We start from the raw sequence: 25,640 nt of genomic DNA on the forward strand, positions 1-25,640 counted from the left end.
GGCGGCGGGATCACCCGCCGCCGCCAATCAATAATCCCGGCTGTAGCGCAGCGAGGCGTTCGATCCGCCGAACGATCCGGTCTGCGACAACAGGCTGAGCGTGCGGGTCAGCGCGATCTGGATCTGCGTGGCGGTGAAGCCCCGCGCGTCGGTGATGATCTCGATATAGATATCATCGGTCAGATACTTGCCCGCCGCCAGCGACGTGCCACGCCCGCTCGCCTCGTCGCCGCCCAGCACGCGCAACCGGTCGAACCCGGTCGCCGAGCGCAGCTTGCCCAGCGGATTGAGCCCGCCACCACCCGACCCGCGCAGCGAGTTGAGCGCCGCGGCTAGCTGGATCGCTTCGGTCGCCGACAGGTTCGTCACCGAACTGCCGAACAGCAACCGCGACAGCACTTCGTCCTGCGCCAGCGCCGGGGTCGAACTGAACGCGATCTGCGGCGCCTGTGCGGTGCCGGTGACGTTGATCGTCGCCGTCACGCCTTCGGCAGTCGTCGTCGCCGCGATGTCGATGACCGGGTTGGTGAAGTCCGAACCCTCGAACCGGATCACGCCGCGTTCGACCTCGAACCGCTTGCCCGCGAACGAATAGGTGCCGCGGATCATCCGCATCTGGCCGTTGATCGTCGGCGCGGACGAGGTGCCGGCGATGCGCAGGTCCGCCTGCCATTCCGACTCCAGCCCCATGCCCGACACGAACAGCCGGTTGTCGGCCCGCACCCGCAGCGCGAGGCGGAACAACCCGGCCGATGCGGCGACCTGTTGCCGTTGCGCCGCCGCACCACGGTTCGCGTCGCTCTTGCGACGTACCCCGGTCAACTCCGGCACCTCGGCCGCGCCCTGCCGGATGATCTGGTAGCGTGCCTCGGGGATGATGACATCACCCGAGATCAGCCCCCCGTCACGACCGTTCTGGATGCGGATATCGCCCGTCGCCGACGCACCCAGCGCATCGCTGCGCGCCAGTTGGGCGTCGCGCAACTGCGCCCGGATATCGATCGGGAAGCCGCTGTCGGCTGCCAGCCCGATCGTGCCTTGCGCCGCGACCGTGCCTTCACCGGCCTGCGCACGCAGCTGGGTCAGTTCGAAGCGGTCGTTGGTAAAGCGGCCGTTGATGCCCAGATTGGTCAGGCGGGTACCCAGCGTCTCGTTCTCATAGGTCAGGTTGTTCGCCCGCACGACACCGGTCAGCTGCGGCGCCTGCACCCGGCCACCGAAGTCGGCAGCAAGGCCGATCGGCCCCGACAATTGCTGGTCGGCCAGCCCCGCGAACGAGAACAGCACGCCGGCCGGCCCGTTATAGCGAATACCCCCCGACAACGGCGCGGCGAGCATCCGCGTCACCCACGACCCGCTGCCCGGCGGCAACGGCCGCAGGTTCGCAACCATCCGCCCGACCGTCGTCGTGCCGCGCCGGATCAGCGCACGTCCGCTGCCGCCTTCGGGACGCAGGTCGCCGGCAAACACGATATCGACCGCTTCGGAGATCGAGGCGAGGCTGGTCCGCTGGAAATTGCGAATGGTCAGCCGGGCATCGGCGCGCGGAAAGCTCTGGTCCGCCGCCTGCGCGAAATCGAGACTACCCGTGGCGGTGCCGCCGATGCCGGTACCGGGGACAAAGGCGTTGACGATGCTCAGGTCCAGCCGGTCGAGCCGCGTCTGGATCGACATGCCGTTGCCATAGACACCCGCGGCCCGGATCGACCCTTGCGCGAAGTCGATCCGCGTCGGGTACAGGCGATAGCCGCCCGGCGCTGATACGATGCGCGCCGGATTGGCGGTCTTGAACGGGATCGAATTGGCGACACCCTGCAACGCGACCAGATAGTCGTTCGGCCGCAGCTGTGCATTGGCGGCGACGCGGAACGGCACCCCCGACGATCCTTCGGCGAACATCTGCGCCGTACCGTTGCCGCCGCGATAATTCACCTTGGCCCGGCTGCGTTCGAGGACGAAGTCGCCCATCGACAGGTTCGCGACCTGCGCGTCGGCAACGATCTCCGGCTGGTCGTACAGCACCGCAGTCGCCGTCACGATCGCACGGCCGATGCGCAGCCCCATATTGCCGGGGATGACCGCGTTGGATGCCTGCGCATTGACGTCGGCGCGCTGGTACTTGCCCTGTGCCGACAGGCGAGCGATCCCCGCCACGCCCGATCCGGCAAAGTTGACCCGTCCCTCGAACGGTCCGGCGTCGGTCGCCGCGATCCGGCCGTCGATGTTCATGCCGGCAAAGGTGGCGGAGCGGATATCGGCGACGAGGCGCGGTGCGGTCGACACCAGCACATCGGCGCGGAACGGGCCGTAGTTCGTGCCCCCGGTCGCCTGGATCGCATAGCGATCGCCCTGCCCGCGCACCCGCGCTTCGAGATTGACGAGGCCGATGCCCACGCCCGGCCGAGCCGCGCGCAACAACACCTGCGGTGCTGCGACCGATCCCGTCACCCGCGCGCTGAGCGGCCCGTATTGCGTCGAATAGGCATCGGCATTGACCAGCAACGGCCCGGCCGGATCATAGCGGCCCGACCCGTTGGTGATACGGAACTGTGGCGCATTCATCCGCAGGTTGGAGAAGGTGACGATCCCGTCCGGCCCGACGCCGACATCGACTCGCGTGGTCGACACGTTGCCGCCAAGGAAGTTGCGCACCCCTTCGTTGAACAGCCGCGTCGTCTGCGCGACCACCCGACCCTTAATCCCGAACCCGCCGTTCGGCGCGGTATAGAGGCTGGCGTCGGTCGACAGGTTCAGGATGCCGATGCTGGCGACTTCGTAATCGTTAATCCGCCCCTTGATCGCGCCGGTATAGCGTCCGGTGGTCAGGTTGGCGGCGACGATCGCGGTCGCGTCGATCCGGTCGGAGCGAATGCGCAGATTGTCGGACAGCACCTGATCGCCCGAAATGGCGAGGTCGCCATTGATCGCGACGTTGGTGACCAACCCGCCCACGGCAGCGTTCAGCCCGGTGATCCGCCGCGCCTTGGCAGCGATCGGGATCAGGATGCGATCGGCGTCGACCGTCGCGCGGCCCTCGGCATATAGCTGCTCGACGACGGTTTCGCCAAAGCCGATCGCTGCTGCCTGCACCTTGTAATCGACCGTCGGCGTGCCGAACCCGCCGTCCAGCACCACCGCCGCGCGGAGCGACCGGCCGTTGAGGTTGGGCAGGATCGCGCCCGGCGTAAGCAGCATCGCCTCGGTCCGGAAATTGCCGAACCGGCTGTTGCCCAGATCGAGCAGCCCCGCCGCGTTCACCGCCAGCGCACTGGAGCGCAACTGGATACGGGTGTCCGCCTTGCGATCCGCCAGCGTCGCGTCGATCGCGACGTCGAGCCGCGGCGCGGTCAGCCGTTCGACCGGTCCCTCCAGGATCAGCCCCGGCTGGGTCGAGCCGCGCACGGTGAAGCGCCCGTCGCGTCCGGTAACCGAAAGGTCGGCCAGCGGCCGCCCGCCCAGCGTGCCGGCAAGCCGCCCCCGCCAGTTGCTCCAATCGCCCTGTCCGTCGATCGTCGCGGCGATCGGTGCCTTCAGCCCGGCCATGCCGGCGATCATGCCGTTCGCCGGCCCGGTGATCCGCGCGTCGACATCGAAGCGATTGTCGTCGGGCACGGCGTCGAGCTTCAGCGCGACCCGGTCGCCCCCGGCGATCCCCGGCGCGGCGATCGTCGCGGCATTGGCGGTCACCTGCGCCCGCCGGTCGGCGATATGCACTTCGCCGTCGACCCGCGCGATGTGGCGCTGCCCGGTCACCGCCGGGCCGACCTCGATCCGGTCGACGCGCAGCCGGTTCACGTCGATATCGTAATCGGGCAGCAGCGGCGCATTGGGATCGCCGGGCGGCGTATCCTTCAACACCGGATTGCGGGCATAGCGGACCAGCGGACTGGTCAGGCTGCGAATATCGACATGGCTGCTGGCAAAGGCGAACGGGCGCCAGTCGACCGCGATCTCGGGGGAATAGGCGAACACGCCTTGCGTATCGCTCAACCGCAACTCGCGCACGGTCATCGCGCCGTACAGCGACCCGTCGATCCGGCCGATATTGACCTTCAGCCCCGACGCGGTCGTGTATCCGTCGAGCTTGCTGACCAGAAACCCGCGGCCGGGCCCGGTGTTCAGCGCGAACACCAGCACCGCCAGCAGGATCACCAGCCCCAGCAGCGCGATGCCGATCCATTTCAGGATGCGAAGCCACAGCGGGCGGTCACGCACGACGACGGTGTCGGTGGCGGGCATGTCGACGTCGCTCATCAGAATGCCTGCCCGATCGAGATGTAGAGCGCGATCTTGGATTCTCCCGGCCGCCTGGCGATCGGCGTCGCCACGTCGACGCGCATCGGCCCGAAATTGGTATAGAACCGCCCGCCGATACCCGCACCGAAGCGCAGATCCGACCCCTTGGGCAGGCTCGATTCATAGACCTGCCCGGCGTCGATGAACGGCACGATACCGAAATTGCCGAAGCGGTAGCGCGCCTCCAGCGCGAACTCGTTCAGCGATCGTCCGCCGATCGGCCGGTTCAGATTGTTGCCGTCCTCGTCCACCTCGGGCGTCCGCGGCCCCAGTTCCTGGAAGCCGAAGCCGCGCACCGACCCACCGCCACCGGCATAATAGCGCCGCGACGGCGCCAGGTCGTCGCGCGCGATCCCCTGAATCGATCCGGCCCGCGCACGTCCGGCGATGACGATGCTCTCACCGAACGGGTAGTAGGCGGTACCTTCCAGCATGAAGCGGCCGTACGGGCGCACCGCACCCTGCACCGCTGCCTCGGGACTGACGTTCAGCTTCACGCGGAACCCCTTGGTCGGGTTCAGCAGATTGTCCGACGTGTCGAACCCGGCAAACAGCGGCAGCGCGGCGATGCCATAGGTCTTGCGCCGGCGCGCCGCGACATCGAAGTCGTAGGTGTCTTCGTTGGTACCGATCAGCTCGGCGCCATAGGCATAGGTGAAGCGCTTCTGCCAGATCGGCGTGGAGTCGTACGACCAGCGGATGCCGAGCGTCCCGGTAAACGCCTCGAACGCGTCGTAGTTGGTGCGGCTGGCATTGGCGAGAATCTGGAAGGTGCGGTCGCGCTGCCCGGCGTTCGACCGGCGGAAGGTGACGCCCGCACCCTGCTCCTGCGTGCCCGCGACGCCCCGCACGATCAGCGCGCCTTCGGCCGGGAACAGGTTACGGTGCGTCCACGACCCTTCGAGGCGGATACCCTGCCCCGTACCATAGCCTGCTTCGCCCGCCAGCGTCCGCGCGGGACCGGCATCCTGCTTGACCAGCAGGTTGACCGCTTCGGTGCCGTCCGCCGCGATCTGTCCGGTGCGCTGCGGCTCGACCGACACGCCGGAGAACAGGCCCGTAGCCACCAGCGCGGCGCGCAGATCGTCGACCTTGCGATTGTCGTACAGCTCGCCCTGCTTGAACCGGGCCAGCACGCCGACATGCTCCGCATCGAACGCCAGCTTGCCGGTGGTCGAATAGGTGCCGAACGACGATCGCGGACCGGTCGTCACCGGCAGCGTATAGGCGCCGGTGACCGTCGTATCGTCGAGCAGGATATCGCGCTGCCCGACCTCGACGAACGGATACCCCTGTTGCGGCAGTTTCAGGCTGACATTCGCCTCGGCCGCCTGGATACGTTCGGCGTCGATCGCGTCGCCGACCTTCAGCGGCAATTCCTTGTCGACCAGCCCCTGCGGCACGGTCGGCTGGGTATCGATGCGGATCGACCCCAAAGTGAACTGCCGCCCCGGTACTGCCGTGACAACCGCACGCAGCCGCTGGCCCGGCGGTTGTTCGATCGCCGAGGTAGCGGTGCCGTCATAATAGCCCTTGGCGCGCATGATGCGGACGGCAAGCTGCTCGTCCTCCTTCGCGCGCGCTTGTACCATCGCCGCGTTCGCTGCCTTGCCGTCGCCTTCCTGCAGCGCCGACAGCGCCTTGAACTGGCCGGTGTCGTCGATCTTCTCGAGGCCCTTGACCACCGTTTCGTAGCGGATTTCGACTGCGCGCTTGTCGTCGACGCCCGCGACCTCGACCGGGGTAACGTCGAACGACGATAGCGGGGTGAGCGGTTGCGCCAGTTCGGGCGCTTCGGGCAGCGTTTCCGCCGGCTGCTGCGCTTCGTTGACAGGGACGGTCGGCTGCGGCGCCGGTGCCGGCAGAGGCGCAGGCTGTTGCGTGGCGGCCTTGGACGTGTCGAATGCCGACATCGGCTCCAGCGGCGCATTGATGTCGCCCGACAAGGACGGCAGCGCCGCGTTGAACTCGGGATCGGGAACGATCGCTTCGGTCGACGGTTGCGCGGTCGTGGTGACGGTCGGCGCCGCCGGCGGATCGCGCCGCGCCGCATTGTCCTGTGCGAAAGCGGTAGGTGCCAGCATCGTACCTGCCAGCAGCACGACGGTCATCCGCGCCCGAAAATCCCCCAAAACGCTGTCCCCGTCCCCGTGTCTGGTTGTCGCAATGTACAACCCCCGTGTCCCGAGAACGTGCGAGCAAAGATTTGGTTCATATGGAAATTGCCTGCATCCGATCGCGGGTCCGTTGCGTTGGGGAACGAAGCAAGGGGGCGCCATCGTGACCGACACATCCGCAACGATCGATCCAGCCAACATACCGGGCAGCGGTTCGGACCATCCATGGCAACACCCCTGGGCCGCGTGGCGCGCGATCCTGATCCGGGTTTATACCATGGTCGGCTATCACAATCTGACGTTGATGGCGGCGGGGGTCGCCTTCTACGCGTTCCTGTCGTTCGTGCCGCTGCTGGGTGCGATCGTCATGACCTATGGCCTGATCGCCGATCCATCCACCGTGGCACGGCATATGGAGACGATCTTCGAACTGGTGCCGGCCGATGCCGCGCGTCTGATCTCGGACCAGCTGATCGCGGTCGTGACCACCGCTTCGTCACAGGCGGGGTTCGGCCTTTTGATCGCGTTGTTGCTGTCGATCTACGGCGCGATGCGTGCGGCCAGCGCAATTATCCAGGCACTGAACGTGATCTATGAGGAAGAGGACGAACGCAACATCGTCACCACCACGCTGTTGTCGGCGATGATCACCGTCGCGGCGATCTTCGCGGCGATCGTCGGCCTCGTGTCGGCGGGTGTCCTGACGTGGATCAAGAGCCAGACGGCGTTCCTCGGCACGGCCGGTGCGATCATGATCCAGGGCGCAACGTGGCTGGTCGCGGGCGCCATCGCCAGCGCCGCGATCGCCTTCGCCTATCGCTATGGCCCCGACCGTGCGCGCGCGCAGTGGCGCTGGCTGTCGGTAGGATCGGTCGCGGCGACCGTGCTGTGGCTGGCAGCGACGGTGCTGTTCGGGCTGTATGCGGCGAACTTCGCCAATTACAACGCGACCTATGGCGCGCTCGGCGCAGTCGTCGTGCTGTTGATGTGGCTGTTCGTGTCGAGCCTCGCCATCCTGATCGGCGCGGAAATCAATGCGGAGGCCGAACGCCAGACCGCCGTCGATTCGACTGTCGGCCACCCCCGGCCGATGGGCCATCGCGGCGCCCGCCTTGCCGACAGCCTGCCGAGCAAGCGCCAGATGAAGCCCCGCCGCGACCGTTATTGATCGGTCGCGCGCTGCTCCATCGCTTCGGCGGCGGCCTGCACCCGGGCCAGCATGTCGCGCAGCCGATCGATTTCCTGCGCACTGAACGATGCGAACAATTCCTGTTCGATCAACAACGCCTTGGGCGCGACCTGTTCGTACAGCGCGCGGCCCGAAGGTGTCAGCTGCAGCAGATGCGACCGCTTGTCGCCGGTATTGGCGCTGCGTTCGACCAGCCCGCGATCGACCAGGGCGATCGCGCCGCGGCTGACCGTCACCTTGTCCATCAACGTCGCGACGCACAGTGCCTGTTGCGTGATTCCTCCGCTCTCGGCGATCACCGCGACCAGACGCCATTCGGGGATTCGCAGCCCGAATAGCGATCGATAAGTGGAGGCGATCGCGTCGGACACGCGGTTCGACGCGATCGACAGGCGATACGGAAGGAAGTCGTCCAGTAGCAGTCGTTTGTTCACGACCGGGATTGTTGCCGTGACGGCGTTTCAGGTCAACCGTAACGGAACCGGCATCAGTCGTGAAACGTAGTGTCGTTCCACAACCGGGCCGGGACCTCCGCGAATGTTCAATTGGAAACACGAAGCGCAGGATCGCTTGCAGGCGATGCTGTTCGACCATGTCGACGACCGGGCCTTCCCGTGCGTCGGCGCCAAATCGGCGATGGCGAAGGGGACGCTCGACGTCCTCGCCTGCTCGCGCATCGACAGTGCATGGGACGATGTCCGCATCCACGACGCGCTGATGCGCCTTGCCGAAAACTACCGTCGCGACCGCGCGATGTATCGCAGCTTCGCGGTGATCTTCGATGGTCCCGACGACCTGAGCGAAGCCGATTTCGAACGCGCGCTGTGGCAGCGGGTCCAGTCGTTGTCCGACAAGGATGTGTGGCGCGGTCAGGATTATGACGCGCGCGTCAGTACCGACCCCGACAATCCGCATTTCTCGCTGAGCTTCGGTGGCGAGGCCTTCTTCATCGTCGGCCTGCACCCGCGCGCCAGCCGCCCGGCGCGACGGTTTGAACGGCCGACGTTGGTGTTCAACCTGCACGACCAGTTCGAACGCCTGCGTGCCGAGGGCAAGTACGAAACGATGCGCGAAAAAATCCTCGTTCGCGATGAGGCATTGGCCGGCAGCCGCAACCCGATGCTCGCCCGCCACGGTGCCGCCAGCGAGGCGCGGCAATATAGCGGCCGGGTGGTCGACGAGCGCTGGTCCTGCCCGTTTCACTATTCGGGCGAGCCCAAGTGAACGTCACCATCCCCGAACGTTCAGGCACCGCATTCCGGCTGGCGAAGGGCGACACGCTGGTCGTGATCGATCCGCGCGGCTGCCAGGTCGCCGACCTGCTGGCGTTCAACGCCGACGATCTGGACGAGGTGATCTCGTCGGGCCGGACGCTCGATTATGCCGAGACGATCCGCCTGACCACCGGTCACAGCCTCTATTCGAACCGCAGCCGGGTGATGCTGGAGATCCTGGACGATACCGTCGGTTGCCACGACTTCCTGCTGACGCCGTGTTCCTATGACACCTTCCACCATTTCTACCCCGACCTGCCACCACACCGCGGCTGTTTCGGCAATCTCGCGGCGGCGCTCGAACCCTATGGCGTGCAGCCCGACCGGATACCGGTGGCGTTCAACTGTTTCATGAACGTGCCGATCGACGCCGCGACGGGCAAGCTCAGCGTGCTGCCGCCGATCAGCAAGGCCGGCGATTCGATCACCTTTCGCGCAGGCATGGACCTCGTGATCGGCCTGACCGCCTGCTCTGCCCCCGCGTCCAACGGCGGCAGCTTCAAGCCGATCGAATATCGGGTCGAGGCGGCCTAGACCGCCCAGCACAGGAAGGCGGCGCCCGCCAGCAACGTCCCCAGCGGCAGCCGGTCCGTCACCGCGGGTTTCTTCCCGGCAACCGCCATGACGGCGACGACCGCCAGCCCGGCCACCGAAGCGATCAGCAACACCATCGGCAACGCCCGCCACCCGAGCCACAGCCCGATCGCCCCGAACAGCTTGGGGTCGCCACCCCCCAGCCCGATCCGCCCGCGCACCCTGCGATACCCCGCCGCCACCAGCCACAACGCCGCGAACCCCGCCGCCCCGCCGATCAACCGGTCCGACGGCGACGGCGCGAACCCGGCCAGCCCGCCGCCCAGCGCCACCACCGCCAACGTCCCGGTCAGCACGTCGGGCAACCAGAACGCCGCGAGATCGATCGCCCCCAGCGCGAGCAGGAGCCACCCGCATGCCGCCCCGGCCACGCCCTCCCATCCCGGCGCGACCAGCCCCGCGGCAATTCCGACCCCGGCGCCGAGCAACTCGGTCACGACATGCCCCGTCGCGATCCCCGCGCCACAGCTCCGGCACCTGCCCCGCAGCACGACGAAGCTCGCGACCGGCACCAGCTCGAACCACGCCAGCTCCCGCCCGCATCCATCACAGCCCGACCGCCCGCCCAGCGCCGAACGCCCCGCCGGCCAGCGGATCGCGACCGTCGCAATGAAGCTGCCGAACACCGCGCCCAGCACCCCCAGCAGGATCGGCCAGAACGGGGGCGGCAGGGTCGACGACATGGGTCCAGCGCCTAGCGCGATTGCGGCGCCGCTGCCACCGCCCTAGATGATAACAAACGAAACCAGAATTTTCCGGAGAGCGCCCCATGTCCGATCCCGTCGTCATCCTGTCCTATGCCCGCACGCCGATGGGCAGCTTCCAGGGATGCCTGTCGGGCGCCACCGCGACGCAACTGGGCGCAACCGCGGTCGGCGCGGCCGTCGAGCGTGCCGGCCTGTCGGGCGAGGCGATCGAGCGCATCTATATGGGCTGCGTCCTCCCCGCCGGCCTCGGTCAGGCGCCCGCGCGGCAGGCGGCGCTCGGCGCCGGCCTGCCGCAGCATGTCGAGGCGACGACCGTCAACAAGATGTGCGGATCGGGGATGCAGGCGGTCATGATGGCCGCCGACGCCATCGCCGCGGGATCGGCCGACATCGTCGTCGCGGGCGGCATGGAGAGCATGACCAACGCCCCCTATCTGTCGCAACGCCACCGCAGCGGCGCACGGATCGGTCACGACCGCCTGATCGATCACATGTATCTCGACGGGCTGGAGGACGCCTATGAACCCGGCCGCCTGATGGGCAGCTTCGCCGAGGAAACCTCGGCCGCCTATGGCTTCACCCGCGAGGCGCAGGACGCCTTCGCGATCGAATCGCTGCGCCGGGCACAGGCGGCGCAGACCTCTGGCGCGTTCGATCGCGAAATCGTCCCCGTCGAGATCGCTGGCCGCAAGGGCAGCACCACCGTCCGCCTCGACGAACAGCCCGCGCGCGGCGACGTCGCCAAAATCCCGACCCTGAAACCCGCCTTTTCGAAGGACGGCACGATCACCGCCGCCAATGCGTCGTCGATCTCGGACGGGGCGGCGGCGCTGGTGCTGGCGCGTGCCTCGGTCGCGCAGCGACTGGGGCTGACCCCGATCGCGCGGATCGTCGCCCATGCCGGCTTCGCCCACGCCCCTGCCCGCTTCGCCACCGCCCCGGTCTTCGCGATGCGCCGCGCGCTGGAGAAAGCCGGCTGGAGCGCCGAGCAGGTCGACCTGTTCGAGGTCAACGAAGCCTTTGCCTGCGTCACCATGGCGGCGATGCACGACCTGAACCTCGCCCATGACCGCGTCAACGTCCATGGCGGTGCCTGCGCCCTCGGCCACCCGATCGGCGCCAGCGGTGCGCGCGTGCTGGCGACGTTGCTGTCGGCACTCGAAACGCGCGGGGAAAAGCGTGGCCTCGCCTCGCTCTGCATCGGCGGCGGCGAAGCGACGGCGATGGCCGTGGAGTTGATGGACTGACTCCACCAAGAAAAACCATCGTCATCCCCGCGCAGGCGGGAATCTATACACGCGACGTAATAGGCTCGTTCGCGAGCGTCAGCGTTTATGGACTCCCGCCTGCGCGGGAGTGACGAACTTTACGATAGAAAAAGCACCCCGTACCGATCCCGACTATCACCGGAACCTTCCCCCGCACCCCGCGTAGCCTACGCCAACAGGCGTAGATGAAGGAATGGCCGTGGCGGATCGCGATACGATGGTGGGGTATGACGGTCCGGCGGGTGGCTGGGGCTCGGTCAAGGGGATGACGAAGATCCTCGCCAAGGAGCACAACCGCCCCGCCGCGCTGGCGCAGCTCGCGCGGCAGAACAAGACCAAGGGCTTCATGTGCACCTCCTGCGCGTGGGGCAAACCCGCCGAGCCGCACCCGTTCGAATTCTGCGAGAACGGCGCGAAGGCGACCTTGTGGGACCTGACGCCCAATCGCTGCACGCCCGAATTCTTCGCCCAGCATTCGGTCAGCGAGTTGAAGACGTGGAAGGATTTCGACCTCGAACATGTCGGACGCCTGACCCACCCGCTGCGCTACGACCACGCCACCGACCATTATGTCGAATGCAGCTGGGACGAGGCGTTCGCCGCGATCGGTGCCGAATTACGCGCAATCGATCCGAAGAAGGCGATCTTCTATGCTTCGGGCCGCGCCAGCCTCGAAACCTCGTATCTCTACGCGCTGTTCGCCCGGCTCTACGGCCACAACAACCTGCCCGACAGCTCGAACATGTGTCATGAGACGACCTCGGTCGCGCTCAAGAAGACGATCGGTGCGCCGGTCGGCACCTCGATCCTCGACGATTTCGAACATTGCGACGCGATGTTCTTCTTCGGCCAGAACACCGGCTCGAACAGCCCACGCTTCCTCCACCCCTTGCGCGACGCGGTGAAGCGCGGGTGCAAGGTGGTGACGTTCAATCCGGTCAAGGAACCGGGGCTGATCGCCTTCACCGACCCGCAGAACCCGTTCGAGATGGCGACGCGCACCGAGACGAAGATTTCGTGCCAATATCATCAGGTAAAGCCCGGCGGCGACGTCGCGGTGATGATCGGCATGGCCAAGCACGTCCTCGCCGCCGAGGACAAGAGTTGGGCGGAACACAAGGTCCATGTCCTTGACGTCGACTTCATCGAACAACATACCGACGGTTTCGCCGCGTTCGAAGCAATGGTCCGCGCCACCGACTGGACCGACATTGAACGCGAAAGCGGCCTGCCCCGCGCCGATATCGAGGCCGCGGGACAGGTCTATGTCGAGGCCGACCGCACGATCGGCATCTACGGCATGGGCCTGACGCAGCAGGTCAACGGGTTCGACAATGTCGCGACCTACGTCAACCTGCTGCTGATGAAGGGTAATATCGGCCGCGTCGGCACCGGCATGTCGCCGGTCCGCGGGCACAGCAACGTCCAGGGGCAGCGCACAGTCGGCATTTCGGAAAAGCCCGAGCTGGTGCCGATGGACCGGCTGCGCGAACTGTTCGATTTCGAACCGCCGATGGACCATGGCCACAACACGGTCACCGCGTGCGAAGATTTGCTGAAGGGCGACATCGACGCGTTCGTCTCGCTCGGCGGCAACTTCCTGCGCGCGGTGCCCGATCTCGAACGGATCGAGGCGGCATGGCCGACCATGCGCCTGACGGTGCAGATCGCCACCAAGCTCAACCGCAGCCACCTCATCAACGGCAAGGTCGCCTATCTCCTCCCCTGCCTCGTCCGCACCGAAGTCGACCGGCAGGCGAGCGGCGAACAGATCGTCACGATCGAGGATACGTTCAGCCATATCCACGGGTCGATCGCGACCCACGAGCCCGCAAGCGAGCATCTGAAATCCGAAGTCGCGATCGTCGCCGGCATCGCGAAGGCGACGCTCGACCCCAATCCGAAGGTCGACTGGGACGGCTGGACCGGCGACTATGCGAAAATCCGCAAGCTGATCGAGGAAACCTATCCCGAGGAGTTCCACGATTTCGAGGAACGCATGTTCACGCCGGGCGGCTTCTATCGCGGCAATTCGGCGCGCGAACGCGTGTGGAAGACCGAGAGCGGCAAGGCCGAATTCACCGTGCCGCGCTCATTGTCGGGCACCGCGATCGCGGACGCGCCAGGGCGGTTGCGGCTGGTCACGCTGCGATCGAACGATCAGTTCAATACGACCATCTATGGCTATGACGATCGCTTCCGCGGCATTTCCGGCACGCGCGACGTGGTGATGATGAACCCGAAGGAGATTGCGAAGGCCGGGCTGCACAAGGGGCAGATCGTAACGATCGTCGGCGATGCGGAGGACGGGATCGACCGCCGCGTCGCAGGGTTGAAGGTCGTACCGTTCGACCTGCCCGACGGCTGCATCGCCGGCTATTATCCCGAACTCAACCCGCTGGTCCCGCTTAGCTGGCACGACCATGGCTCGCAGACGCCGGCGGCGAAGGCAGTGCCGGTGCGTATCGTCGCCGAATGACGCCGGCGGGGTCGGCCACCCGGCAACTCGACCGGGTGGCGATATCGGGGGAAGCGGCGCCGCAGGACCGGACGATCGCGATCGAGGCGCCGGTCGCGATCGAGGTCGATGGCCTCGGTTACGCCGTGCTGATGGCGACGCCGGTCGATCTCGACGATCTCGCCTACGGCTTCGTGCTGGCCGAACGGCTGGTCGACCGGGCGGCGGAGGTAGTCGACGTCATGGCGCACGCCACCGACGCCGGCACGTTGCTGCGCGTGACGCTGGCCCCCGAACGGCACGTCCGCGTGGCCGACCGGGTGCGGCACCGCGTATCCGAATCGTCGTGCGGGCTGTGCGGCATCGAAAATCTCGAACAGGCGCTGCGCCCGCTGCCCGCCGTCACCGCGCAGACCGCCGCGATGCCTGCCGCCCTCTTCGCTGCGGCCGCCGCCCTGCGCGATCATCAGCCACTGGCGCGAGCAACCGGCGCGACCCACGCCGCCGCGCTGTGTGCGTCCGACGGAACGATCCGGCTGGTGCGCGAGGATGTCGGTCGCCACAACGCCTTCGACAAGCTGATCGGCGCGATGGGGCGCGGCGGGCTGGACTGGGACGGCGGCTTCGCGTTGCTGTCGTCGCGCTGTTCGTTCGAGCTGGTGGAAAAGGCGGTGCTGGCCGGCTGTCCGCTACTCGCCACCCTGTCCGCCGCGACGACGCTGGCCATCGATCGCGCCGCCGCAGCCGGGCTGGCGCTGCGTACCTCGATCCGCAACGACGCGCTGTACGCCGCATGACCCGCGTGCTGGGGGCGATCCTCGGCGGTGGCCGCTCCAGTCGCTTCGGCAGCGACAAGGCGCTGGCGATGTTGGATGGCGAAGCGCTGATCGACCGCGTCGCCGCCGCGCTGGCGCCGCAGGTCGATGCGCTGATCGTCGTCGGCCGCAACCATCCCGGCCTGACCGCCGTGGCCGATCGCCCCGCCCCCGACCTCGGGCCGCTGGGCGGCATCGCCGGGGCACTGCACTACGCCGCCACCAAGGGGTTCGATCGGGTGCTGACCGTGCCCTGCGACGCCCCGTTCCTGCCCGACGATCTGCGCCAGCATCTATCGGTAGCCGGACCCGCCACCTTCCTCGACAGCCTGCCCGTCATCGGCTGGTGGCCGGCCACCGCCGCATCGGCGCTGGACCAGCTGCTGGCCGAAGGCGGATCGCGCTCGGTCCGCGCCTTTGCCGACCGGATCGGCGCGGTCGGCATCGCCGGCGCCACGATCGCGAACGTCAACACCCCCGATGATCTCGTGCGCATCGCTGCGCAACGCGACTGACAGCCGCGACAAGGCGCGATATAGCACCCGCGTAATGACCGCATCGTTCCTGATCCTGCGTATCGGCGCCACCCGCCTCGCGCTGCCGATGGCGGCGGTGCGCGAGGTGTTGCCGATGCTGCCGATCGATGCGGCCCCCGGTCTGCCGTGCCCCCTGCTCGGCTTCGTCACGCTGCACGATTGCCCGGTCCCGGTGCTTGCCCCCGAACTGCTGCTCGATCCGCAGGCGCAGGTCGGGACGATCGGACTGTTCGCGCATCTCGTACGGCTGCGCGACGATCTGTGCCTGCTGGTCGACCGCGCGGAGGACGTTGCGCACGGCGACGTCGCCCCGCTCGATCCCACGCACAGCATCAACGCGGCGATCGTCGGCGAACTGACGCTTCCCGACGGCAGCAGCGCGCATGTCGTCGCCCCCGACCGCCTGCTGTTCGATGCCGAGCGCGCCGTGCTGGCGACGCTGACTGCCGCCGCTACCGCCCGCCACGACCAGTGGACCGCCGCATGATCGCCGACGATGGCTTTGCCGAGGTCAAGGCGCTGGTGATCGCGCGCACCGGCCATCATTATTACATCGACAAGGACGCGCAGCTCGCCGAACGCCTCGCGCATCGGATGAAGGAAACCGGCGACACGACGATCGCCGCCTATCGCGACCGGCTGCGCGATCCGGCCGACGCCGAATGGCCGTATCTCGAAAGCGCGGTGACGATCAACGAGACCTTCTTCTTCCGCTTTGCCGAACAGTTCGACGCGCTGCGCACCACGATCCTGCCGGCGATGCTCGAGCGCAACCGCGACGAGCGGCGGCTGCGCATCTGGAGCGTCGGCTGCTCGACCGGGGCGGAGGCGCATTCGATCGCAATCCTGCTCGCCGACCTGCTGGGCGACGCCATCGCCGACTGGCGCATCGCGCTGACCGGTACCGATATCGACGAAGCCGCCCTCACCGCCGCGCGTACCGCCGACTATTCGTCATGGGCGCTGCGTACGATGGGCGAGGCGGAGCGGGCACGGCTGTTCGACCGGACCGGCGACCGCTATCGGCTGAAGGACCGCTATCGCGGGATCGCCCGGTTCGAACGCCACAATCTGCTGGCGATGATCGATGCCGCCGCACCGCTGGGGTATAGCGATTACGACCTGATCCTGTGCCGCAACGTCCTGATCTATTTTGCGCAAGACGACGCGACCGCGATCGTCGGCGCGCTCGCCGGCCGCCTCGCGTCCGACGGCATCCTGCTGCTCGGCCATGCCGAACCCAATCCCGGCTTCGACGCCGTCGCCGATACCGCGCAGGTCGCCGGCATCCTGACCTATCGTCCGCGCGGCAGCCGCCCCGCACCCGCCGCCCCGCCGGTCGAGCTCGCCCCTCCACCCCGCCCGGTCGCGCCCCCACCGCGCCGGGTCGCACGCAAGCCCGAACCCGCGCCGATCCCCGTGGTCGCGCGAACCCCCGATGCGGTCACCCATTATTTCGCCGCGCTCGATGCGTTGGCGTCGGGCGACAAGGACCGCGCCGAACGCGCCTTTCGCGACGCGCTCTATCTCGACCGCTCCTTCGCCATGGCGCATTATCAGTTCGGCCATTACCTGCTCGCGCAGGGCCGCGACCCCGACGGCCGCCGCAGCCTTACCAACGCGCTGCGCGTCGCCAGCAGCCTCGACCCCGCGACCGAACTGGCCGAGGGCGACGGCATGACCGCCGGCGCGATGACCGCCGCGATCCGCCACGCGATCGGGAACCCGCGATGAGCGCCCCGCCGATCGTCGCCGATGGCCTTGACGCCGATGCGATCGCTGCGATCCTGCTCGCCCGCCAGCGCGCGCTGTCGCGGCCGCCGGCGGACGAGCGCGCGCAGGAAACGCTGCTTGCCTTCGATCTGGGCGGCGTGACCCACGGCCTGCCGATCGACTGCGTCCGCTCGGTCGCCCCCTTGCCCAAGGTTACCCGCCTGCCCCACGCCCCGCCAGCGCTGCTGGGGCTGGTCGCGTGGCGCGGGACCGTCGTGAACCTGTTCGCCCTCGCGCAGGTCCTCGACCGCGACTCGAGCGGTCCTGCGGCAATGATCGTCCTGCGCCACGACACGCCGCGCATCGCGCTGGCAGTCGACACGCTGGCCGGCGTCGTGACCGTACCGCAAGACGATACACCGCCAACCCTCACCCGCCTCGTCGCGGAAGGGGACGCGCGGCTGACCCGCGTCGACCCGGCGTTGCTGATCGAAACATTACTCCCGTCCCGTCTTCAGGAAGGATAAGGATTGTCCGTCTCCACCCGGATCGCCGCCGGCTTTGCGGCCCTCACCGCGATCCTCCTCGCGCTCGGCGTCTATGCCCTCGTCCAGATCGGTGACGTGCGCACCACCGTCGACCTGATCGTCGAACGCGACCTCGCGTCGATGGAGGCGCTCAACCGCATCGACCATGCGTTGTCGCGCAAGGTCGAACAGCGTTCGGCACTGGTCCAGTCGTTCCTCACCGGCAACAACGCCGGCGTCCGCGAAGCCACCACCGGCTGGCGCGCGGCGATCGACGAGGCGCAGCGCGGCATCGCCGAACAGGAACGCGCGGCGGAGGCGTATCGGGCGAACTCGGTGACCGGCACCCGCTCCGAACTCTGGGCACGGATGGTGCGTCAGCTGGCGGATGCCGAGCGCGCCCTGGCCCAGACCCGCGCCGACGTGGAAACACAGCTGGCCGCGGTCAACAACAACGACCGCGCGGCCGTGCTGGCGATCGAGGCCGATATCGTGCGCGACCATGCCGGCACCGTCGCCCGCGTAAGTCAGGCGCGCGAGACGCTGAACGTCGCGATCGAAAAGGGCCGCGACGCCACTCGCGACGTCTACAATGCCAGCCGCCTGTCGATCATCCTCGGCCTGTTCGTCGCCATCGCCATCGCCATCGGCGTCGCGGTCACCACGCGGCGCTCGATCGTCCGTCCGCTCGACAGCTTCATGGGGTTCGTCGGCCGCATCGGCGAGGGCGACCTGTCGACCACCACCGACGCGACCGGCAACGATGAACTCGGCCGCCTCGGCCGCACGCTCAACGACATGGTCGGCGGCCTGCGCACCATCGCGACGCAGAACCGCGCCGCGACCAACGACCTGAACGCCGCCACCACCGAAATCCGCGCCTCCACGCAGGAACAGGCCGCCTCGGTGGAGGAACAGCTGGCGGCGGTGCAGGAAACCGCCGCCACCGTCGACGAAATCACCCATAGCGGCGCGCAGATCACCCGCCGCGCACAGGAAGTGATCGCACAGGCGCAGGCGACCGCACAGGTCAGCGACGCCGGCCTGTCCGCGGTCGGCGACACCGCCCGCGCGATGGACGCGATCCGCGAACAGGCCGAAGCGGTCGCGACCAACATCGTCGCGCTGTCGGAAAAGACGCAGGCGATCGGCGACATCATCGCCACCGTCAACGACGTGTCCGAACGCTCGCACCTCCTCGCGCTCAACGCCTCGATCGAGGCGGCGGCCGCCGGCGAACAGGGGCGCAGCTTCGCGATCGTCGCATCCGAGATGAAGCTCCTCGCCGATCAGGCGAAGGGCGCGACCCGCAACGTCCGCTCGATCCTTGGCGATATCCAGCGCGGCATCAATTCGTCGGTGATGCTGACCGAGGAAGCGGTGAAACGCGTCGCATCGGGCAAGGAGCGCACCGATGCCGGCCATGCCGCGATCGAGGAACTGGCCGCCCGCGTGCAGGAAAACGTGCAAACCTTCCAGCAGATCGTCGCCTCGACCAACCAGCAGCAGATCGGCATCGAACAGGTCACCATCGCGCTGCAGAACATCCGTGAGGCATCGCAGCAGACCGCCTCCTCGACCCGTCAGCTCGATCAGGCGGCCAGCGATCTGGGCGAATTGTCGCGCGCGCTGGTGGGGCTGACCGAACGCTACCGGCTCTGACAAGGGGCGATAGGTGGACGAGCTTCAGGCCGAATTGCTGGCGGCGTTCGCGTCGGAACTGGCCGAGCATATGGCCGGTATCCGCGCGGCATTGGCCGACGCCGATGCCGGGAGGGCGGTCGACCTGCGCGAATTCAGCCGCCGCGCGCATAGCCTGAAAGGGGCCGCCCGCGCCGTCGAACTGCCGACCAGCGAGGCGGCAGCGCATGAGGCCGAGGCGCTGCTGCTCGCCATCGAACGCGGCGACCGCGCGATGGACCCCGCCGCCATCGCCGAACTGCGCCGGCTGGCCGACGCGATCGAGGATGGCGCATCGCCCGACACCGCCGACGCCGATCCGGATGCCGACCCCGAACGCCGCGTCGCGATCTCGGGCAACCGCGTCGAACGGCTGGGACAATCGCTGCACGTCATGGCGACGCAGATCGCCGAACAGGGGCAGGTCGCCGACCGTCTCTCCGGCCTCGCCGACGATCTTGCCGCGCTCGCTCCCCTGCTCGCCACCGCCGGCGACAGCGAAGCCGCCCGTCGGCTGCGGCAGGCGACGACCGAACTCGACCGCATCCGCCGCCTGCACGGGCGGCTGCGCGACGCGCTCGACCGGTCGAGCGCCGAGCTGGAGCGGGATGGAGAACGGCTGTTGCTGCAACCCGTCGCCACGCTGTTCGATGGCTACGAACGCGCCGTTCGCGAACTCGCCGCCGCCGAGGGCAAGGTCGCACGCCTCGTCACGACCGATGCCGATGGCGAGGCGGATCGCCGCGTCCTCAATGCGCTCCGCGACCCGCTGCTCCACGTCCTGCGCAATGCCGTCCGCCACGGCATCGAACCGCCCGACCGCCGCCGCGCCACCGCCAAGGAACCGGGCGGCACGATCACGATCGACACCCGGATCGATCGCGGGCAAATGACGATCGCTATCCGCGACGACGGTGCTGGCCTCGACGACGCTGCCATCGTCCGCCGCGCGCGTACCGCCGGGCTGGTCGCCCCGGATGCCCCCGCCCCCCGCGGCGCGGCGCTCCACGCGGTCCTGTTCGAACAGGGCTTTTCGACCGCCGATCGGCTGGATGAGGTTGCCGGGCGTGGCATCGGCCTGTCGGTCGTGGCGGAGGTCGCACGCCGGCTGCACGGCACCGCCACCATCGCCCCCGCATCGGGCGGCGGCACGGTCGTGACGATCGCCGTGCCGGTGACGCTGACCCGCCGCACGCTGCTGCTGGTCGAGGTTGGCGACATGCTCTGCGCGCTGCCCGCCGATGCGGTGCGACAGGTCCGCCGCGTCGATCCGGCCGAACTGTCGCCCAGCGGGCCCGATCTGCTGCTCCCCATCGACGGCGAGCCGCTGCCCGTCCTCCACCTCGCCGATGCGCTGGGCGCGACCGCCGCTGAACCGGGCGCGATGCTGCGCGCGGTGGTGATCGCCGCCGACGGGCTGCGCCGCGTGCTGATCGTCGATGGCTTACGCGACGTCCGCGCGCTGCTGGTCGGCGACGCCGCCGCCATCGCCGCCGACCTGCCCATGGTGCTCGGCACCGTCCTCCTGAACGGAGAGGTCGTGATGGTGCTCGACCCCGTCCACCTCGTCCGCGACCGCAGCGCCGCGCCGGCCCGCCCGTTCGCCGCGCCCAGGGTCGAAACGACCGCGAAGACGATCCTCGTCGTCGATGATTCGATCACCACCCGCACGCTGGAACGCAGCATCCTGGAGGCGCAGGGCTACCGCGTCCTGATCGAGGTCGACGGGCTGGCCGGGCTCGAACGGCTCCGCTCGGGCCTCGATGCGATCGACCTCGTGGTCGCCGATGTCGAAATGCCGCGCATGGATGGTTTCGGCTTGCTTGCCGCGATCCGGAACGATCCGACGCTGAAAACTTTACCGGTCATCATGATGACCTCCCGCAACAGCCCCGACGATATCGAACGCGGTTTGAGCCTCGGTGCCGACGCTTATGTGACCAAGCAGGATTTCGATCAGGGCATGTTGATCGGCGTCGTCCAGCAGCTGATCTGACCCCCTGATGCCGACCAACAAGCTTCCCGCGCGCGTGATGATCGTCGAGGATTCGGGCGTCGTCCGGACCTTGCTGACGCACATCATCGGCAGCGACCCGCGCCTGACCGTCGCCGGCAGCTTCGCGACCGCCGAGGAAGCGATCGCCGCGCTGCCCACCCTGCGCCCGGACGTCATCTCGATGGACATCCGCCTGCCCGGCATCGACGGGCTGGAGGCGACGCGCCGGATCATGGCCAACCATCCCACCCCGATCGTCGTCATCTCCGCCAGCATGGACGGCGGCGCGATGGGCAACAGCATGGATGCGCTCCGGGCCGGTGCGCTGTCGGTCGTCGAAAAGCCGGTGGGCCTCGGCGATGCCGCCTATGCGCAGGTCGCGCACGAAATCCGCACCCAGCTGGCGATCATGAGCGAGGTGGCGGTCGTCCGCCGCCGGATGCACATTACCTCCGCGGTCCCGATCCAGCCGCCGCGACAGCGCAGTGCGTCGATGCTGCTGGTCGCGGCATCGACCGGTGGCCCGCCCGCGCTCGCCCGACTGTTCGGTGCGCTGCCCGCCGACCTGCCGGTGCCGGTGCTGCTGGTGCAGCATATGGGCGCCAGCTTCATGACCGGGTTCGCCAGCTGGCTCGACAGCGTGGTGCCGCAACGCGTCGAGATCGCACGCGGCGGCGACCTGCCCGCCGTCGGGGTGATCCATGTCGCGCCGGGCGACGCGCATCTGGTCGTCGCGCGCGGCGGGTCGCTCCGCATCGCCACCGACGGACCGGTGGGCGGACAGCGCCCGTCGGCCACCCGCCTGATCGAAAGTGCCGCGGTCGCGCTCGACGGCGCTGCGCTCGCCGTGGTACTGACCGGCATGGGCGAAGACGGTGCAACCGGCGTCCGGGCGCTGCTGGCAGCGGGCGGACAAGCGGTGGCGGAGGACGCCAGCACCTCGGTCGTCTACGGCATGCCCGCCGCCGCGCAGCGCGCTGGCGCCCTTTCGCTCCCGCTCGACCTGATCGCGCCGCATGTCCGCCGCGTGCTGGAGCGGCAACGGTGAGCGACAGCGCGTCGATCCTGCTGATCGAGGATTCGGATACGCAGGCGCTGCAGCTGCGCCGCATGTTCGAACGCGCCGGCCTGCGCGTCGATCGCACGCGCGATGCCGAAGCGGCGCTGGAAACGCTCAACCACGCCCGCCCCGACCTGCTGGTGGTCGATTACCGTCTGCCCGGCATGAACGGCGACGAACTGGTCCGGATCGTGCGCCAGACCGGGGCGACCCGCACGCTGCCGATCCTGATGCTGACCGGCGACGCCGCCTCCGACGTCGAACGCCAGGGGCTCGACAGCGGCGCCAACGCCTATGTGCCCAAAAGCGGTGGCGGCGAGCTGATCGTGTCGCGTGTCCGCTCGCTGCTGCGCCAGTCGCGCTCGCGCCCGGTCGATGACGGCCCTGCGCCCGCGCTGCGACAGGCACGGCTGTTGCTGCTCGAACCGGTCGATGGCGATCCCGACCGGTTGGTGATGCAGCTGGCGGCCGATGGCTATCAGCTGACCTGCGTCGCCGATGTCGCGGCGGCGATCGCCGCGATCGACGACGACAGCGCCGACGGCATCCTCGTCGTCGAGCGCGAGGACGCCGACCGCTTCACCCCTACCGCCCGGCTCGACGCGCATCGCGTCGAACGCACCAGCGGCGTCGCGCTGGTCGCACTGACCGACGATGCCGCCCCCGCGACGATGCTGGCCGGCCTTGCCGCCGGGGCCGACGACGTGGTGTCGCGTGGCGCCGATGGCGACATGCTGCTGGTCCGCATCCGCGCGATCGTCCGTCGCAAGCTGGCCCGGGACGAGGAAGCCGCCGGCATCGCTCGCGAACGCGCGCAGGCGATCGCGCTGGCGCAGGCGCGTGCCGAAGCCGATTCGGCCGAACGGCTGGCACAGGCCAATGCCGAACTGGCCGGCGCCAACGCCTTGTTGCGAGAAACGCAGGCGCAGCTGGTGCAATCGGCCAAGATGGCGTCGCTGGGCGAATTGGTCGCGGGCATCGCGCACGAGATCAACAATCCGCTCGCCTTCATCCTCGCGCATCAGGCGACGGTGGAGCGTGCCGTGGCCGGGGCACGCGACGGCGACGACGCGACCCGCGCCGCGCTGCTGACCAAGGCATCGGACCGGTTGCAGTCGATCCGCTCCGGCCTCACCCGTATTCAGGAACTGGTGGTGAAGCTGCGCCGCTTCTCGCGCCTTGACGATGGGGAGGTGTCGCGGATCGACATTCCCGATGCGATCGACGCGGTGCTGACGCTGCTCGCGCCCCGGCTCGGCACGGTGCGGGTGGTGCGCGACTATGGCCCGGCGCGGATGCTCGAATGTTCGGGCGCGCTGGTGAACCAGGTCGTGATGAACATCGTCGCCAACGCCGCCGACGCGGTCGATCCGCAGACCGGCGAGATCGCGATACTGACCGCGACCGAGGACGGCCACTTCCTCATCCGGATCGACGACAACGGCCCCGGCATCCCGGAGGATCGCCGCGAACGCGTGTTCGAACCCTTTTTCACCACCAAGGACGTCGGATCGGGCACCGGCCTCGGCCTCGCCATCGCCTACGGCGTGGTCCGCTCGCACGGCGGCACGATCGCCATCACCCGCGCCGACCGCGGCGGTGCCTCGTTTAACATCCGCATCCCGGAACACCCCTAATGCCCCCCCACCCCCTGTTGCTGCTGGTCGATGACGAGCCGGAAATCCTCGTCGCGCTGAGCGACCTGCTCGAGGACCGGTATCGTATCCTGTCGACCGCATCGCCGGTCGAGGCGCTGGAGATCGTGCGGCAGCACCCCGACATCGCGGTAATCGTCTCCGACCAGCGGATGCCCGAACTGACCGGCAGCCAGTTTCTGACCCGCGCCCGGGCGATGACCGATGCGGAGGCGATCCTGCTGACCGGCTATGCCGATCTGTCGGCGGTGGTCGCGGCGCTCAACGACGGCGCGATCGGCGGTTACGCGAACAAGCCGTGGGACGCGGAGTCGCTGCAGGCGATGATCGCCACCGCTGCCGACCGCTATGCGCTGCGACAGGCGCTGGCGTTCGAACGTGCGGCGTTTCGCGGGCTGGCGGAACAGTCCGGCGATGACGTGTCGATCATCGACGGCGATGGCCGGACCGTTCGCGGTACGGCGCGGGATGCGATCGACCAGCGTGACCTCCTGACGGTAGCCCAAGACGCGGTGGATGAGGAGGACCGGCACGAGCCGCTCCCCGCCGGCGATAGTTGGACGCATATCCGCCGCATCCCGTTCCAGATCGGTAGCCACCGCTATCTGCTGAAGATCGAGCGCGACGACACCGAACGGCGGCTGGCCGAACGGCGGCTGCACCAGTCGGAGAAGCTGGAGGCGCTCGGCACCCTGTCGGGCGGGATCGCGCACGATTTCAACAATCTGCTGGCCGCGATCATCGGCAACCTCGAACTTGCCGAACGCCGCATCGACGATCGGGAGCGACTGCAACGCTATCTCGGCGCGGCGAACGAGGCGGCAGGCCGCGGCAGCGCGATCACCCGGCGGCTGCTCAGCTTCAGCCGCCAGCGCGACTTGGCCGCCGAAGTCTTCCGCCCGGACGAAGCCATCCGCTCGATCGAGGAACTGATCGTCCGTACCGCCGCCGGGCGCATCCGCGTCGCCTACGACTTCGCCGACCCGGCATGGGTGGTGCGGACGGATGTGGGGCAGTTTGAGCTGGCGATACTCAACCTGGCGATCAATGCGCGCGATGCCATGGACGGCGGCGGGACGGTACGGATCGGTACCGTCAACGTCGACGAGGTCGCTGCCGAGCTGCCCGGTTTCGCCGGATCGTTCGTCCGCATTTCGGTCAGCGATACCGGCACCGGCATCGACAGCGCGGTGCGCGAGCGGGTGTTCGAACCGTTCTTCACCACCAAGGCGCAAGGGGCCGGCACCGGCCTGGGCCTGCCGATGGTCCGGGCGATGGCACGCGCGGCGGGCGGTGAAGTGACGATCGACAGCGAGGTCGGACGCGGTACCAGCATCCACCTCTGGCTGCCCCGTGCCGAGGATCGCCCCGTTGCGGTCGTCCCGCGCCACGACGGCCCGACCCGCCCCCGCCGGCTGCTGCTGGTCGAGGACGATGCCGAGGTCCGCGCGGTCGTCGCCGCGCAGCTGGAGGCGGACGGACATGACGTCGTCGTACACGATTCCGCCACCCGCGCGGTCGAACTGCTGGAGGCGGGCGAACGGTTCGACATGGTGCTGACCGACTATGCGATGCCCGACCTGTCGGGGATCGAGGTCGCGGCGCGGGTTCAGGCCTGCTGCCCCGAAACGCCGGTGCTGCTGATCACCGGGTTCGCCGAGATCGGCGACACCCCGGTCGGCGTGCCGGTGTTGACCAAGCCGTTCACCACCGACCAGCTCCACGCCGCGATCGCGCAGATCCTCGGCCAGTAAC

19 protein-coding genes are annotated in these 25,640 nt (G+C 68.4%); 15 read left to right on the plus strand and 4 right to left on the minus strand.

The annotated features are described in order from the left end of the window. Positions 1-27 precede the first annotated feature (27 nt). Both MF610_RS01090 and MF610_RS01095 read right to left on the minus strand, forming a co-directional pair. Positions 28-4,254 (minus strand): translocation/assembly module TamB domain-containing protein, encoded by a 4,227-nt coding sequence (locus tag MF610_RS01090; RefSeq protein WP_242192271.1) that lies wholly within the window; start codon positions 4,252-4,254, stop codon positions 28-30. Further along, entirely contained in the window at positions 4,254-6,407 is a 2,154-nt protein-coding gene (locus tag MF610_RS01095; protein ID WP_242192272.1) for an autotransporter assembly complex protein TamA, read from the minus strand. The genes MF610_RS01090 and MF610_RS01095 overlap by 1 nt, the downstream gene beginning before the upstream one ends. 169 nt (positions 6,408-6,576) lie before the next feature. Between MF610_RS01095 and MF610_RS01100 the strand changes: the two genes are divergently transcribed. Then, a complete protein-coding gene (locus MF610_RS01100) occupies positions 6,577-7,581 on the plus strand; it encodes a YihY/virulence factor BrkB family protein (RefSeq protein WP_242192273.1) in 1,005 nt (334 codons plus the stop codon). On the opposite strand, the gene MF610_RS01105 is transcribed toward MF610_RS01100, so the two are convergent. After that, positions 7,575-8,036: a MarR family winged helix-turn-helix transcriptional regulator gene (locus MF610_RS01105; protein WP_242192274.1), complete on the minus strand. Its 462-nt coding sequence runs from the start codon at positions 8,034-8,036 to the stop codon at positions 7,575-7,577. The two genes, MF610_RS01100 and MF610_RS01105, sit on opposite strands and share 7 nt — an antisense overlap. Before the next feature lie 103 nt (positions 8,037-8,139). Between MF610_RS01105 and gntA the strand changes: the two genes are divergently transcribed. Together gntA and MF610_RS01115 are read left to right on the plus strand one after the other, a co-directional pair. Then, the gene (gene gntA, locus MF610_RS01110; RefSeq protein ID WP_242192275.1) at positions 8,140-8,826 is read left to right on the plus strand and encodes a guanitoxin biosynthesis heme-dependent pre-guanitoxin N-hydroxylase GntA; all 687 of its coding nucleotides are present in this window, start codon (positions 8,140-8,142) and stop codon (positions 8,824-8,826) included. Continuing rightward, positions 8,823-9,410 (plus strand): DUF1989 domain-containing protein, encoded by a 588-nt coding sequence (locus tag MF610_RS01115; RefSeq protein WP_242192276.1) that lies wholly within the window; start codon positions 8,823-8,825, stop codon positions 9,408-9,410. Before gntA ends, MF610_RS01115 begins: the two co-directional genes overlap by 4 nt. On the opposite strand, the gene MF610_RS01120 is transcribed toward MF610_RS01115, so the two are convergent. Next, a complete protein-coding gene (locus MF610_RS01120) occupies positions 9,407-10,153 on the minus strand; it encodes a prepilin peptidase (protein ID WP_242192277.1) in 747 nt (248 codons plus the stop codon). The two genes, MF610_RS01115 and MF610_RS01120, sit on opposite strands and share 4 nt — an antisense overlap. Positions 10,154-10,239: 86 nt before the next feature. On the opposite strand from MF610_RS01120, the gene MF610_RS01125 reads away from it, so the two are divergent. The 12 genes from MF610_RS01125 (at position 10,240) to MF610_RS01180 (ending at position 25,639) form a co-directional block, all read left to right on the plus strand. Further along, a complete protein-coding gene (locus MF610_RS01125) occupies positions 10,240-11,424 on the plus strand; it encodes an acetyl-CoA C-acyltransferase (RefSeq protein ID WP_242192278.1) in 1,185 nt (394 codons plus the stop codon). 214 nt (positions 11,425-11,638) lie between these two features. Continuing rightward, positions 11,639-13,924 (plus strand): FdhF/YdeP family oxidoreductase, encoded by a 2,286-nt coding sequence (locus MF610_RS01130; protein ID WP_242192279.1) that lies wholly within the window; start codon positions 11,639-11,641, stop codon positions 13,922-13,924. Next, on the plus strand, positions 13,921-14,700 hold the full coding sequence (gene fdhD / locus MF610_RS01135; protein ID WP_242192280.1) for a formate dehydrogenase accessory sulfurtransferase FdhD: 780 nt from the start codon (positions 13,921-13,923) through the stop codon (positions 14,698-14,700). The genes MF610_RS01130 and fdhD overlap by 4 nt, the downstream gene beginning before the upstream one ends. After that, the gene (gene mobA / locus MF610_RS01140; protein WP_242192281.1) at positions 14,697-15,233 is read left to right on the plus strand and encodes a molybdenum cofactor guanylyltransferase; all 537 of its coding nucleotides are present in this window, start codon (positions 14,697-14,699) and stop codon (positions 15,231-15,233) included. Before fdhD ends, mobA begins: the two co-directional genes overlap by 4 nt. Before the next feature lie 34 nt (positions 15,234-15,267). After that, complete coding sequence (locus MF610_RS01145) at positions 15,268-15,741, plus strand: chemotaxis protein CheW (protein ID WP_242192282.1); 474 nt, start codon at positions 15,268-15,270, stop codon at positions 15,739-15,741. After that, entirely contained in the window at positions 15,738-16,988 is a 1,251-nt protein-coding gene (locus tag MF610_RS01150; protein ID WP_242192283.1) for a CheR family methyltransferase, read from the plus strand. Before MF610_RS01145 ends, MF610_RS01150 begins: the two co-directional genes overlap by 4 nt. Beyond that, on the plus strand, positions 16,985-17,494 hold the full coding sequence (locus MF610_RS01155; protein WP_242192284.1) for a chemotaxis protein CheW: 510 nt from the start codon (positions 16,985-16,987) through the stop codon (positions 17,492-17,494). Before MF610_RS01150 ends, MF610_RS01155 begins: the two co-directional genes overlap by 4 nt. Positions 17,495-17,497: 3 nt before the next feature. Beyond that, positions 17,498-19,156, plus strand: coding sequence for a methyl-accepting chemotaxis protein (locus tag MF610_RS01160; protein ID WP_242192285.1), 1,659 nt, complete (start codon positions 17,498-17,500; stop codon positions 19,154-19,156). Between the two features lie 13 nt (positions 19,157-19,169). Beyond that, positions 19,170-21,170 (plus strand): hybrid sensor histidine kinase/response regulator, encoded by a 2,001-nt coding sequence (locus tag MF610_RS01165; protein WP_242192286.1) that lies wholly within the window; start codon positions 19,170-19,172, stop codon positions 21,168-21,170. Positions 21,171-21,177: 7 nt separating this feature from the next. Next, entirely contained in the window at positions 21,178-22,218 is a 1,041-nt protein-coding gene (locus MF610_RS01170; protein ID WP_242192287.1) for a chemotaxis protein CheB, read from the plus strand. Then, positions 22,215-23,867 (plus strand): response regulator, encoded by a 1,653-nt coding sequence (locus MF610_RS01175; protein ID WP_242192288.1) that lies wholly within the window; start codon positions 22,215-22,217, stop codon positions 23,865-23,867. Before MF610_RS01170 ends, MF610_RS01175 begins: the two co-directional genes overlap by 4 nt. After that, positions 23,867-25,639, plus strand: a complete 1,773-nt coding sequence (locus tag MF610_RS01180; RefSeq protein ID WP_242192289.1) for a response regulator — start codon at positions 23,867-23,869, stop codon at positions 25,637-25,639. Before MF610_RS01175 ends, MF610_RS01180 begins: the two co-directional genes overlap by 1 nt. Position 25,640: the final 1 nt, after the last annotated feature.

This window comes from Sphingomonas hankookensis (genome assembly GCF_022664465.1).
Lineage (GTDB): Bacteria > Pseudomonadota > Alphaproteobacteria > Sphingomonadales > Sphingomonadaceae > Sphingomonas > Sphingomonas hankookensis.